This window comes from Lactococcus sp. LG606, assembly GCF_017309645.1.
Classification (GTDB): domain Bacteria; phylum Bacillota; class Bacilli; order Lactobacillales; family Streptococcaceae; genus Lactococcus; species Lactococcus petauri.
The window spans coordinates 857,508-870,110 of record NZ_CP071301.1 but is presented as its reverse complement, the minus strand read 5'-3'; the positions used below and the strand labels follow the sequence as shown (position 1 = coordinate 870,110).

Below are 12,603 nucleotides of genomic sequence, written 5' to 3'. Positions count from 1 at the left end.
AAGAGATGAAAATGACTGTATTACTTTTTGACATAGACAACACACTTCTTGATTTTGATAAGGCAGAGTACATGGCTTTAGGCAAAATCTTTGAGCAATACCATATTGAAGATACAAAAGAAAACAGAGCCATCTACTCACGTGAAAATAAAGCGCTTTGGCGAAGTCATGAAGCAGGAGAAATCAGTCGTGAAGAGCTTCTTTCTACACGTTTTGCTAATGCTTTTAGAGCTTTGGGAGTTAAAGAAGCTTACGATGCTTCGGCTGTTGATGCAGCTTACCAACTTCACTTGGCTCAAGGTCATGAATTGATGGACCACGCTATGGAACTTTTGGATTGCCTGGCGCAAGAAGCAACAGAAATGTACATTGTTAGTAATGGTACATCAAAAGTTTCTCGTCCCCGAATTTTAGAGTCTGGCATTGCCGGATATTTCAAAGAAATATTTATCAGTGAAGAAATTGGAAAACACAAGCCATCAAAAGAATTCTTTGATTATGTATTTGAACATATCGATCATGCTGCGGATAAAGATTTTGCGATTGTTGGTGATACCTTAGCCACAGATATCCTAGGCGGAAAAAATGCAGGTATTAAAACAATTTGGTATAATCCTAAACACTTAGAGGCGCAAAAAGATTTAACACCAGATTGTGTTATCGAAGATTTATTAGAAATACCTTCTCTACCTGTCCTCGCTTGATAATTCCGAACAATGGAATAAGAATATATTTAGAAAAGCCCCCTGGGGCTTTTTCTTTTTCTCTAAATATCTTAAGATAGAAGTGAGAAGAAAGTGAGGAAATATGAGGGTTTTAGTTGTTGGCTCAGGTGGGCGTGAACATGCACTTGCACGAAAATTTGCAAAAAGTGAAAAAATAGAGAAAGTTTTTATTTGCCCAGGAAATGTGGGTATGGCGGAGGAAAAGCTGGAAAATGTAGCTATTTCCGAACTTGAAAATCATCTATTGGTAGACTTTGCGAAGAAGAAAAAAGTAGACTTGACTTTTGTTGGTCCAGAAACAGCATTGATGAACGGCATTGTGGATGCTTTCTTAGACGAAGGGTTGCTTATATTTGGACCGAGAGCTGAAGCTGCTCAAATCGAAGGCAGTAAAACTTTTGCTAAGTCAATAATGAAAAAATACGGCGTACCCACAGCAGACTACGAGAGTTTTACGGATCTCGGAAAGGCTCTAAATTACGTTGAGACAAAAGGTGCACCTATTGTTATCAAGGCAGATGGCTTAGCTGCAGGAAAAGGCGTCACAGTTGCCATGGATTTAGAAGCAGCAAAAGCTGCTTTAGAAGATATTTTCCAGACAAAAGCAGCAAAAGTTGTGGTAGAAGAATACCTTGATGGCGAAGAGTTTTCACTTTTTAACTTAGTACATGATGGAAAGATATACCCGTTACCTATTGCGCAAGATCATAAACGTGCCTTTGATGGTGATCGAGGGCCAAATACAGGGGGGATGGGTGCTTATGCACCTGTACCTCATATTCCAAAAGCTGTAGTACAAGAAGCCATAGAAAAAATTGTTCAGCCAACTGTGGCTGGGTTAGAGGCGGAGAATAAGCCTTTTACTGGTATTCTTTATGCCGGATTAATATTGACATCCGAAGGTGTCAAAACGATTGAATTTAATGCTCGCTTTGGTGACCCAGAAACGCAAGTGGTTTTAGAAACAATTACCAGTGATTTTTTTGAAAATATAATGGATATCTTACAAGGACGTGAGCCAAACTTGATCTGTAATACTGAAGAAGTTACCTTAGGAGTAGTTGTAGCAAATCAGGGTTATCCCGATGCTTCAACAAAGAGTGTTGTTCTACCAGAGCTACAGGATTTGAACTGTTATTATGCTGGGGTTATAAGAAAAGATGGTCAGCTCCTTTCAAAAGGGGGACGCATATACATGGTTACCGAAACCGGCAAAGAGATAAAAAGTATTCAAAAATCACTTTACGAGAAATTAGATAAGTTAGACAATACAGGGATGTTTTATCGTAAAGACATTGGAAATAAAGGAGTATAAAAATGGCAGATGTTGCAGTAATTATGGGATCACTTTCAGATTGGGAGACAATGAAACAAGCGACTCATATTTTGGAAGAGTTCGGTATCGATTTTGATAAAAAGGTCATTTCCGCTCACCGGACACCAGAAATTATGATGAATTTTGCGAAAAATGCGGAGCAACAAGGCTATAAACTCATAATTGCTGGTGCAGGAGGTGCGGCACATTTACCTGGAATGGTTGCTGCAATGACACTTCTTCCTGTTATTGGTGTGCCTATTCAGTCACGTGCCTTATCTGGCTTAGATAGCCTTTACTCCATCGTCCAGATGCCAGGTGGAGTTCCTGTTGCTAGTATGGCTATAGGCACTTCAGGAGCCAAAAATGCAGCTCTCTATGCTATTCAGATTTTGGCACTTGCTGATAAAAGCTTAGTAGAAAAATTGAAAAAATATAGAAAAGAAGCAGCCGATATATCAGTCTCTTCAACTAAAGAATTGTTGTAAACTTTTAATTTAAAAACGAGCGTAATATTTGTAAAAATATTTTGATTTTAGTAAACAAAAATCCGGATAATATGCGGATTTATTTTTAAACTATCCGAAAAGAATAGGGAGAACAAAGAAAAATGGCCTATAATAAGAATATGCAACATAAGAAAAAAACAATTGGAATTATTGGTGGTGGGCAGTTGGGCCAAATGATGGCTATTTCTGCACAATATATGGGCCATAAAGTGATTACACTCGATCCAAATCCGAACTGTTCCGCAGCAAAGTGTTCGGATGAGTTGATTATTGCGGAATATGATGATGTTGATGCGCTTCTTAAGCTAGCTTATGCTTGTGATCTGATAACCTATGAGTTTGAAAATGTATCGGCTAGCGGTTTACATCAGCTTGATGCCTGTGTTGCTATTCCGCAAGGCATTCGATTATTAGAAATCACGCAAAATCGCCGGTTAGAAAAAGAGTTTTTAGAACAATGTGGCGTGAAAATAGCCCCGTGGAAACTCGTAGAAAATGCTCAAGATCTTCCAGAGCAAGTAACAAAAAAACAAGTATTAAAAACAACAATGGGCGGCTATGATGGACACGGTCAAGTTGTTTTGAAATCTGATGAGGATTTGAAAGAGGCCATGAAGTTAGCAGAGAGTGCAGAATGTGTACTGGAGGAATTTGTTGATTTTGATTGTGAGATTTCTTTAATTATTAGTGGGAATGGTAAGGATTTTGTGACCTTCCCCCTTTGTCAAAATGAACATATTAATAATATTTTACACCGTACCATTGCTCCTGCTCCCGTACCTCTTGAGGTCAGCGAAAAGGCTAAAGGTTTGGCGCTGGCGATAGCTAAAGAGCTCCAGCTTTCAGGGACACTTTGTGTAGAAATGTTTCTGACAGCAGCGGGCGAGATTTATGTAAACGAACTTGCTCCACGCCCCCATAACTCGGGACACTATACAATAGAGGCTTGTGATTTTTCACAATTTGACTTACATATCAAGGGAATTCTCGGCGAGGAATTGCCGCAACCTCGCCTATTGAAAAAAGCCATTATGCTCAATATTCTGGGACAAGATGTTCCCCAAATGGAGCAATTGGCTCATAAAAGGCCTGAATGGCATATCCATGATTATGGAAAGTTGGAAGCGAAGGTCGATAGAAAAATGGGGCATGTGACGATACTGACAGATGATTTTACAGAAAGTCTGAAAGAAATATCCCGTTTAAAAATATGGGAATGATTTACAGGAAGGAAGAAGAGGATGCACACAATCAGGCTGTCGATGGAAAGTCGAAAAACAATTTTTCGAATCGAAACGCTGAGTGAAGAAATAAATCCTGAATGGACACTTATTTTTCGCAGGATATTCAAAGATAGACTGGTAAGTTATTTAGAAGAGCAAGAGAAAACGAAGCTTGGTCTCTTGTTTCAAGGAGAGACAACTTTCTGGCTACAACATTCCGCTATGCAGGCAACTTTATTTGTGCCGCTGGCTTCACATGATGAAAAAATTAGGGATATCATCGTCCACTTATTAAAGCTACATTTTGAGTTTATCAATGCAAATTATTCTTCTTTAAAAACAAAGTGCAATCCTTTAAGTTGCTCGGAAATTTATCAGTTAGCGTATACATTACAGATGGCTTATATCTTTTATTTACGGACAGAGGAAATTTGTCAGTTTAGTCTGCTCTTCACTTCAGCCGCAGCACGAGTTTTAAACGTTTGGGAACAAGGTATAATATGTTCAAATTTAAATGGAGTGATGGGAAAGAATCTATGTATCGAGGCAGCCACTCACTTAGAAGAAATCTTTAGCAATGTTACGCGACACACCGACTTAAGAAATCAAGCCTCTAGGGTTGTTACTCTTTTAGAAAAAAGGAAAAGTATCCCTATATCTGAAGAGCAGGAGCTTTTTCAAAAAGGAATCGATACAATATCTTCTTATAAAAAAGCAGAAGTACTCAACGAGCTTCTTAAAAAGATAAAGCAAGAACAAGTGGCAGGAAGCTTAACAGAACTGTACTTTTGCCAGCTCCTCTTAAATTATTTTAAAATATAGAAAATGTGTCTCAGAAGAGAGGCATTTTTTTAATGCAAGTTGCTTGAAAATTATGTAAGACATGATATAATGAAGATAAGATTTACAAGTGTAAACACTAACTCAAGGAAAATAATTATGACAAAACTAAATTCAGAATTTGCACTGGGAGGGATACACCATGTTACGGCGATTACTTCAAGTGCCCAAAAGACCTATGATTTTTTTACAAATATTTTAGGACTGCGACTGGCAAAACTTACCGTTAATCAGGATGACTACGACACCTATCACCTTTATTTTACGGATGAAGAGGGAAATCCTGGAACGGATATGACATTTTTTGATTTCCCTGGAATAGGTGCAGGTAGCCACGGCATCAATAGCATTGACCGTATTTCTTTTCGTGTTGCTCAAGATATATCTTTAGAATACTGGCATCAAAGATTTGAAGCGGCAGCTGTGCCACATGGTTTGGTGGCAGAACGCTTTGGTAAAAAATATCTTGAGTTTGAGGATTTTGATGGTCAGCGGTACCAATTGATTTCCGACGAAAAAAATCAAGGTGTCCTTGCTCCAGGTAAACCTTGGCAACTTTCAAATGTAGAAGTTGAGCATGCTATTGTAGGCTTAGGACCTGTTTTCATTAAGCTCGCAGAAGTAAATATTATTCATCAATTGCTCGCAGAAGTTTTTGGATTTCGCAAGAGTGCGACTGAAAATAATTTCACTCTTTTTGAGGTAGCGAAGGGGGGCAATGGTGCTTCTATTATCATTGATCAGGATAAAGAATCACAGAGAGCATATCAAGGCTATGGCACGGTTCATCATGTCGCTTTTCGTACAGCTAATCCTGATACCCTTAGATATTGGATTGAGCGTGTCAAATCTTATATGATGCCTCACTCGGGATTCGTAGAACGTTTTTATTTTTCCAGTGAATATGTAAATGTTGCACCCGGTGTGCTTTTCGAAATCGCTACAGATACTCCGGGTATTGCTGCCTTAGATATGGTACGATCCGGGCAAGCCAAGGTTGATAGTTACGAAGAAGCGCTCGTAACCTCAGGCTTTTGGATAGATGAGACTTCAGACGAGGCAGGTCTCTCACTAAGTTTGCCTCCGCATCTCTTTCCAGGAGCAGAAGCGGAAAAGGCACGAACTGCAGCTGCTTTACGACGTTTGGATACGTCAGATGCATTTCGAGATAGAAAATTAGAACCACTGTGGACCATGGAAAAAATTAAAGAACGTCGTATAGGGAGAAAGAATGAAAGTATTTAAACCAGAAGATATGAGCAGTACTGATGCTTACAAATTAATTTCAGGACTCGTTATTCCAAGACCGATTGCATGGTTGACAACCCAAAATTCTACAGGGCTTGTCAACGCAGCGCCCTTTAGTTTTTTTAACGTCGTATCAAAAGATCCAGTCATTGTATCCATTGCTATGACAGAGATGAAAGATTCTGTTAGAAACCTTTTGGAAACAAAGGAAGGTGTCATCCATCTGGTCAATATGGATAATGTTGAAGCCATGAATCAAACATCAGCACCTCTCACTGCTACAGAAAGTGAAATTGAAAAATTCGACATTAAAATTACAGCATCAGAAGAAGTAAAAGTACCTGCTATAGAAAATGCTAAAGCCCGTTTAGAGGTTGTGCTCCATCAGCATATTCCAGTAGGAAAAACAAGCCAATTAATGCTCTTAGAAGTAAAAAATATTCTTATGGATGATTCTGTCATTGATGAGGAAAGACTCTATATTAAAGCGAAAGAACTTGATCCCATTGCGCGCTTGTCAGGGAGAGCCTATACGAGCTTAGGTCATACATTTGAAATTACACGACCAACAAAGTAAGTGCTTCTAATTAAAGTAGAAACTAAATTTTTCTTTAATTTTCCAACCATATTATTATCTTTTTCTCTCTTTTTAATTTAAAATATAATTATAGAGAAATTAAATTGATAATTTTAGAAAAGGGAGGCTTTTTATGAGAGAAAAATACAAAAACATTTTGGTAGCTGTTGATGGTTCAGAACAATCTGACAAAGCAGTACGTGAAGCTGTAAAAATTGCAGCACGCAATGAAACATCGCTATTTGTTTTGAATGTCAAAGACGATGTGCGACTTTATGGTTCAGCTTATGGTGTACCACTTATCTTGGAAAATTTAGAAGAGCAATCACGGGCAATCATTGAAAGAGCTTCTGAAATTATCAAGAAACAGGTAGAGTTTAAGGCATATCGAGTGGAAGGTTCCCCCAAAAAAGAAATCGTTGATTTTGCTCAAGCAAATGATATTGATTTGATCGTTATTGGTGTTACTGGTAAAGGCGCCTTTGACCGTTTATTAGTTGGTTCTACAACAGCATATGTTATTGATCATGCGCGTTGTAACGTTATGGTTGTCAAATAAGCAAAAAAGCCCTCCCAAGGAGGGCTTTTTTGCTTATAAAATTTTTTCTTAATTCTGAGTCGTTTTCCTTAAAAAAAAAGGCGAAGCATTATATAATAGTTTTTACAGGAAAAATAAGTAAAAGGATTTTATAATGAAAAGAGTTGTATTTGGCCTGGTTGCAATTATAGTTTTAATAGTTGGAAATTCTGTATGGCACAATTCAGAGCATGGTGGCAAGAATTTATTCGTGAAAATTCAAGAAGATGAAAAAATTGAAATGAAAAAATCGGATAATGGTCACGTTACAAAATATAAATATTCCGTCATTGGATTTGATGAAAAAGGAAAATCGCAAGAAATAAAGCTTACGGCACAATATAGTTTAAAACATTATGACTATTTGAAAGTCGTAACCAATAAGAAAAAAGGTGTTTTGAGTTGGAAAGAAGTTAAAAAGCAAGAAATTCCTAAAAACCCCCTGTTCGAACTTGAAAAAGCTTAAGTTAACTTGCATTAATTCTTTGATAAAATAAATTATTTAACACTTGCGATAACGCTTTCTTGATGTTATAATAGCAGTGTAAAAAATAATAAACTCTATCCCTCAGCAATAAGGTTGGGGGATTATTTTGTGCCAAATTTAATGATTCAGACAAAAGAAAAACCGCTCTGTTGAGCGGTTTTTTATTTCTATTTTATTTATTTTACCTAGGAATTATTCCCACTCAACAGTTGCAGGTGGTTTAGAGGTAATATCGTAGACGACGCGGTTGATATGATCCACTTCATTAACGATACGTACTGAAATTTTTTGTAAAACATCCCATGGAAGTTTGGCGAACTCTGCTGTCATACCATCGATAGAAGTGATGGCACGGATAGCGAGTGTATAGTCATAAGTACGAATATCGCCCATTACACCGACTGAACGAACGCCAGTATTAACAGTGAAATATTGCCATACATCACGGTCTAATCCAGCAGCAGCGATTTCTTCACGAAGAATAGCATCTGAATCACGGACGACCGCGATTTTCTCAGGTGTCAAGTCACCCATAACACGAATGGCAAGACCAGGTCCTGGGAATGGTTGACGCCATACAATCTCATCAGGCATACCAAGTTCTGTACCAAGGGCACGAACTTCGTCTTTGAAGAGAGTATTTAAAGGTTCAATCAATTCGAACTGCATATCTTCTGGCAAGCCGCCAACATTGTGATGTGATTTGATTGTTTGAGCAGTATCTGTTCCTGACTCGATGACATCTGTATAAAGGGTACCTTGAGCGAGGAATTTAACATCTTTAAGTTTAGAAGCTTCATCATCAAAGACGTAAACAAATTCGTTACCGATGATTTTACGTTTTTTCTCTGGATCAGACACACCAGCTAACTTATTCATGAAACGTTCTTCAGCATTAACACGGATAATATTTAAGCCGAATTTGTCTCCCAACATGTTCATCACTTGATCACCCTCGCCTTTACGAAGGAAACCATGGTCCACAAAGATTGAAGTCAATTGGTCACCGATAGCACGTTGTAAGAGCACACCAACTACAGATGAGTCTACACCACCAGAGAGACCAAGCAAGACTTTTTTGTCTCCCACTTGTTCACGGATTTTTTCAATTTGCATGTCAATGAAGCTCTCCATTGACCAATCACCTTTAGCGCCACAAATATTTAAAGCAAAGTTGCGAAGCATATCTGTTCCGTATACAGAGTGACGTACTTCAGGGTGGAATTGAATACCGTAAATGTTACGTTCTGTGTTTTCAACCGCTGCAAATGGGCTATTTGGAGAAGTAGCAACCACATGGAAGCCTTCAGGGATTTCAACAACACGGTCACCGTGGCTCATGAGAACATCTTGTGTTTCAGGAGTATGAGCGAAAAGTTCAGATTTTGCTTTAAGTTCGATAGGTGCAACACCATATTCGCTTTCAGAAGCACTCTCAACTTTACCACCTAATTTGTGACTAATCAGTTGCATACCATAGCAGATACCTAAAATAGGTAATCCAAGTTCGAAAATTTCAGGATCAATATCAAATGAACCCTCGTCGTAAACAGAGTTAGGACCCCCAGAAAGTACAATCCCCAAAGGGTTTATTTCACGGATTTCTTGAGCTGTGACTTTGTGACTCATCAGCTCTGAGAAAACACCGATTTCACGAATGCGACGCGCAATCAATTGATTATATTGACTACCATAGTCAAGAACGATAATTTTTTCAAGTTGTTTATCAGACAAGTGGGCCTCCTAAAAATTAATATTAAAATATTTTATCATAAAAGAACGGATTATAAAAACGTTTGATACAAAAATACAGCATTTTTAATTAAAGAGTAAATTAATGTTATGTTTTTTCAAAACTTTTTCAAATAAATTTTATCAATGTAATGATTCTCTGTTTTGTGTAAGATGACTTCTGCACGATTGCGAGTGGGCTCAATGTAGTCACGCAAATTAGGCAAATTTGTATTGGCCCAAGTCTGACGCGCTAGCTGCATCACTTCATCGTAAGGCATTTTTGTAAATTGGTGATAATAATTATTTGGATCATTTTCGGCAAGTTTGAGTAGACTGTCAAAACGCTCCAAATACCATCTCTCAATCACAGCTTCATCCGCATCGACATAAATAGAAAAATCATAAAAATCACTAACATACAGATGCTCGCTCTGTGGATTTTGGAGAACATTTATCCCTTCGACAATTAAGATATCAGGTTGATCAATTGTTTGAGTTTGATCTTTGAGTATATCGTAATTTTCGTGCGAATAAATCGGAATCTCACACGTTTCGCCGTTTTTTACGCGGTAAAGAAAGTTTAAGAGGTGCTCCATGTCATAACTTTCAGGGAATCCTTTACGGTCTAACATGTTTCGCTCTTCTAAAACGGCTGTAGGATAAAGAAAGCCATCGGTTGTCACAAGTTCTACGCTTAATTTTTTAAATTCACGGGATAAAAGAAGTTGAACAAGGCGAGCTGCAGTCGATTTTCCAACTGCAACAGAACCGGAGATTCCGATAATTAATGGCGGCGTTTTAACAATTTTTTGTAAAAATAAGCCTTTTGAAAAGCTTAAATCTTCAATATTTTTCTTATAGAGGCGGACCAGATAAATTAAAGGCAAGTATACATCGATAACGTCTTGGAGTGAAATTTCATCATTGAGTGAACGAATGGCATCGAGCTCCTTATTTGTCAAAGGCACGATTGAAGAAAGGTAGAGATTTTGCCAAGTTTCTCGCGAAATTTCATCATAATTGATGAATTTATTCATAAGGATATTTTAGCATATTTTACTTGTTGGCTGTGTTTAGAGACTTGTTTTAACAGCAAGATTAACTTTATAAAATTATCAAGAAAGCCCTAAACCTAAGCAGTATCTAAGGTAGGAAGCTCCGACTTGCTTGAAAAAACAAGATTATAATGTAAGGGTTTTCTCATCCTTCCTCTCTATCTGTAAAGGTTTTCCCAGAAAAAATGAAAAATTTTGTGATAAAATAAACTGTAATGGTAAAAACAAATATGTATTATGAAGACAATCGAGATTTAGCACATGACGTGCAGGAACTATCGGTTGAACTTTTAGGGCTTCCCCTCCACTTTCTGACAGATGCAGGTGTATTTTCTAAAAACGCTATTGATTACGGTTCACGTGTTTTACTGGATAATTTTCAACCAGAAGGAGCGAAGACTTTGCTTGATGTCGGTTGTGGTTATGGTACCCTAGCTTTAACTTTAGCAAAAAAATATGGATTGAAAGCCACACTTGTAGATGTAAATAGCCGTGCTCTTGATTTAGCTAAGAAAAATGCTGATAAAAATAATATAGAAGTTAATGATATTTTTTTATCAAACATATATGATCAGGTTGAAGGAAAGTTTGATGCTATTATTTCTAATCCCCCGATTCGTGCGGGGAAAGAAGTGGTACACACTATTTTATCCGACGCCTATGAGCATTTAAATGACGGTGGGCATTTAACGATCGTCATTCAGAAAAAACAGGGAGCGCCCAGTGCGCAAAAGAAAATGAAGGATGTCTTTGACAATTGTGAGATTGTCGCCAAAGATAAAGGATATTACATTTTAAAAAGTTATAAGGAGAAACTATGACCTACAGAATGGTAGACCTGATTCAAAAAAAACGTGATGGCGGCCACTTTGAGAAAGCAGAAATCGATTGGCTTATCTCTGGTTATGCAACGGGTGAGGTTCCGGATTACCAAATGGCAGCACTTGCTATGGCGATTTATTTTGAAGGTATGACGACAGAAGAAACAGCCAACTTAACCATGGCTATGGTTGCTTCAGGTAAGGAATTTGACTTATCAGCTATTCCTGGTGTGAAGGTAGACAAACATTCGACGGGGGGTGTAGGTGATAAAGTAACAATTATTTTAGCACCTTTAGTGGCAAGTTTTGATGTCCCTGTCGCTAAAATGTCAGGCCGTGGTTTAGGACATACTGGTGGAACATTAGATAAGTTAGAATCCATTCCCGGATTTGAAATTGAAAAAACAGAAGAAGACTTTATCACCCAAGTGAAGAATTCCGGAATCGCGGTGATTGGTCAGTCTGATGAGTTGGTTAAAGCAGACAAGCTTCTCTATGCCCTTCGGGATGTGACAGCCACAGTCGATATTATTCCATTGATTGCAAGCTCGATCATGTCTAAGAAAATTGCTTCGGGGTCAAATGCCATTTTGCTTGATGTGACTGTCGGCGATGGTGCTTTCATGAAGAATATCGAAGATGCGCGCATCTTGGCTCGCACGATGGTAGACTTAGGAAAAGCTGTTGGCCGTGAAACGGTAGCAGTTTTGACCAATATGAACCAGCCTTTAGGCTATGCTATTGGTAATCGTAATGAAATTACGGAAGCCGTAAATACGCTAAATGGCAAAGGTACACCAGAATTCCGTCACTTTATTGCGGAACTGGCTCAAATTATGCTTGGATTAGCAGGTGTAGAAAAAACCATTCCAGAAATCATCGAAAATCTTGATAATGGTAAAGCTTATGGTAAATTCCTTGCTATGTGTGAAGCGCAACACGGGGATGCAACAGCATTTAACCATTTGACTGCAGAGTTAAATGTGGCACATACTGTTGAGATTTATGCTGAGCGTGATGGTTTTATCTCACAAGAAAAAGCAATGGGAGTCGGTATTGTTGCGATGAAGCTAGGAGCTGGAAGAGCAACCAAGACAGATACAATCGATTTTGAAGCAGGTATTAATCTTGTGAAAAAAGTAGGCGATTCAGTCCAAAAAGGCGATCTTATTGCTACACTTTATAGCAATCGTGCAATTTCTTCCGATTTGATTGCGGAGTTTAAAGACAATATCGAAATTTCTGACCTGCAAATCCATGCACCTGAAATTTTGGAAGTTATTCGCTGATGAAAAATGAACTTCCCCCTATTCCTAACGGAATAAAAGCTCTCCAAAGTGTAACAGCTGCTGTACTTGGCGCAATTGGAATGAATCTTTGGGCACATAATACGCTGCTTAAAGTTACACTTTTTATCCTTATCTTTATCTCGGTTTATACGATTATTGGTATGCTTTACCTTAAAAATCGCAAGCCCAAATAAATTTTAATG

14 protein-coding genes are annotated in these 12,603 nt (G+C 38.0%); 12 read left to right on the top strand and 2 right to left on the bottom strand.

The window, feature by feature from the left end; translation table 11 throughout:
* Positions 1 to 11: 11 nt before the first annotated feature.
* The 9 genes from J0J35_RS04275 to J0J35_RS04235 all read left to right on the top strand — a co-directional run bounded on the left by J0J35_RS04275 (position 12) and on the right by J0J35_RS04235 (position 7,480).
* Positions 12 to 704 carry a YjjG family noncanonical pyrimidine nucleotidase gene (locus tag J0J35_RS04275; protein ID WP_019293382.1) on the top strand — a complete coding sequence of 231 codons (693 nt, stop codon included), beginning with the start codon at positions 12 to 14 and terminating at the stop codon, positions 702 to 704.
* Positions 705 to 807: 103 nt separating this feature from the next.
* Positions 808 to 2,040 (top strand): phosphoribosylamine--glycine ligase, encoded by a 1,233-nt coding sequence (purD, locus tag J0J35_RS04270; protein WP_206917937.1) that lies wholly within the window; start codon positions 808 to 810, stop codon positions 2,038 to 2,040.
* A gap of 2 nt (positions 2,041 to 2,042) precedes the next feature.
* A complete protein-coding gene (purE, locus tag J0J35_RS04265) occupies positions 2,043 to 2,528 on the top strand; it encodes a 5-(carboxyamino)imidazole ribonucleotide mutase (RefSeq protein ID WP_165716886.1) in 486 nt (161 codons plus the stop codon).
* Between the two features lie 122 nt (positions 2,529 to 2,650).
* On the top strand, positions 2,651 to 3,769 hold the full coding sequence (gene purK, locus J0J35_RS04260) for a 5-(carboxyamino)imidazole ribonucleotide synthase (protein ID WP_206917935.1): 1,119 nt from the start codon (positions 2,651 to 2,653) through the stop codon (positions 3,767 to 3,769).
* Positions 3,770 to 3,811: 42 nt separating this feature from the next.
* Complete coding sequence (locus tag J0J35_RS04255) at positions 3,812 to 4,594, top strand: hypothetical protein (protein ID WP_242534092.1); 783 nt, start codon at positions 3,812 to 3,814, stop codon at positions 4,592 to 4,594.
* A gap of 39 nt (positions 4,595 to 4,633) precedes the next feature.
* A complete protein-coding gene (locus J0J35_RS04250; RefSeq protein ID WP_206917933.1) occupies positions 4,634 to 5,857 on the top strand; it encodes a VOC family protein in 1,224 nt (407 codons plus the stop codon).
* On the top strand, positions 5,844 to 6,437 hold the full coding sequence (locus tag J0J35_RS04245; protein ID WP_019292346.1) for a flavin reductase family protein: 594 nt from the start codon (positions 5,844 to 5,846) through the stop codon (positions 6,435 to 6,437). Before J0J35_RS04250 ends, J0J35_RS04245 begins: the two co-directional genes overlap by 14 nt.
* 133 nt (positions 6,438 to 6,570) lie before the next feature.
* On the top strand, positions 6,571 to 6,996 hold the full coding sequence (locus J0J35_RS04240) for a universal stress protein (protein ID WP_014024946.1): 426 nt from the start codon (positions 6,571 to 6,573) through the stop codon (positions 6,994 to 6,996).
* Between the two features lie 133 nt (positions 6,997 to 7,129).
* A complete protein-coding gene (locus tag J0J35_RS04235; protein ID WP_019292345.1) occupies positions 7,130 to 7,480 on the top strand; it encodes a YxeA family protein in 351 nt (116 codons plus the stop codon).
* Between the two features lie 213 nt (positions 7,481 to 7,693).
* Here the strand turns inward: J0J35_RS04235 and guaA are convergent, their stop codons facing one another.
* Together guaA and coaA are read right to left on the bottom strand one after the other, a co-directional pair.
* Positions 7,694 to 9,235: a glutamine-hydrolyzing GMP synthase gene (gene guaA, locus J0J35_RS04230; RefSeq protein WP_017370164.1), complete on the bottom strand. Its 1,542-nt coding sequence runs from the start codon at positions 9,233 to 9,235 to the stop codon at positions 7,694 to 7,696.
* 116 nt (positions 9,236 to 9,351) lie between these two features.
* Complete coding sequence (gene coaA, locus J0J35_RS04225; protein WP_019292344.1) at positions 9,352 to 10,272, bottom strand: type I pantothenate kinase; 921 nt, start codon at positions 10,270 to 10,272, stop codon at positions 9,352 to 9,354.
* Positions 10,273 to 10,505: 233 nt separating this feature from the next.
* On the opposite strand from coaA, the gene J0J35_RS04220 reads away from it, so the two are divergent.
* From J0J35_RS04220 to J0J35_RS04210, 3 genes are read left to right on the top strand one after another with little or no spacing between them, the layout of a single operon-like run.
* A complete protein-coding gene (locus J0J35_RS04220; RefSeq protein ID WP_019293376.1) occupies positions 10,506 to 11,111 on the top strand; it encodes a class I SAM-dependent methyltransferase in 606 nt (201 codons plus the stop codon).
* Positions 11,108 to 12,400 carry a pyrimidine-nucleoside phosphorylase gene (locus J0J35_RS04215; RefSeq protein ID WP_206917926.1) on the top strand — a complete coding sequence of 431 codons (1,293 nt, stop codon included), beginning with the start codon at positions 11,108 to 11,110 and terminating at the stop codon, positions 12,398 to 12,400. The genes J0J35_RS04220 and J0J35_RS04215 overlap by 4 nt, the downstream gene beginning before the upstream one ends.
* Positions 12,400 to 12,594: a hypothetical protein gene (locus tag J0J35_RS04210; protein ID WP_019293374.1), complete on the top strand. Its 195-nt coding sequence runs from the start codon at positions 12,400 to 12,402 to the stop codon at positions 12,592 to 12,594. The genes J0J35_RS04215 and J0J35_RS04210 overlap by 1 nt, the downstream gene beginning before the upstream one ends.
* The last annotated feature ends 9 nt before the right edge of the window (positions 12,595 to 12,603 follow it).

Bases quoted from the DNA above. Each gene is read 5' to 3' on its own strand.
- J0J35_RS04275 (WP_019293382.1), top strand. From the start codon at position 12: ATGACTGTATTACTTTTTGACATAGACAACACACTTCTTGATTTTGAT.
- purD (WP_206917937.1), top strand. From the start codon at position 808: ATGAGGGTTTTAGTTGTTGGCTCAGGTGGGCGTGAACATGCACTTGCA.
- purE (WP_165716886.1), top strand. From the start codon at position 2,043: ATGGCAGATGTTGCAGTAATTATGGGATCACTTTCAGATTGGGAGACA.
- purK (WP_206917935.1), top strand. From the start codon at position 2,651: ATGGCCTATAATAAGAATATGCAACATAAGAAAAAAACAATTGGAATT.
- J0J35_RS04255 (WP_242534092.1), top strand. From the start codon at position 3,812: ATGGAAAGTCGAAAAACAATTTTTCGAATCGAAACGCTGAGTGAAGAA.
- J0J35_RS04245 (WP_019292346.1), top strand. From the start codon at position 5,844: ATGAAAGTATTTAAACCAGAAGATATGAGCAGTACTGATGCTTACAAA.
- J0J35_RS04240 (WP_014024946.1), top strand. From the start codon at position 6,571: ATGAGAGAAAAATACAAAAACATTTTGGTAGCTGTTGATGGTTCAGAA.
- J0J35_RS04235 (WP_019292345.1), top strand. From the start codon at position 7,130: ATGAAAAGAGTTGTATTTGGCCTGGTTGCAATTATAGTTTTAATAGTT.
- coaA (WP_019292344.1), bottom strand. From the start codon at position 10,272: ATGAATAAATTCATCAATTATGATGAAATTTCGCGAGAAACTTGGCAA.
- J0J35_RS04220 (WP_019293376.1), top strand. From the start codon at position 10,506: ATGGTAAAAACAAATATGTATTATGAAGACAATCGAGATTTAGCACAT.
- J0J35_RS04215 (WP_206917926.1), top strand. From the start codon at position 11,108: ATGACCTACAGAATGGTAGACCTGATTCAAAAAAAACGTGATGGCGGC.
- J0J35_RS04210 (WP_019293374.1), top strand. From the start codon at position 12,400: ATGAAAAATGAACTTCCCCCTATTCCTAACGGAATAAAAGCTCTCCAA.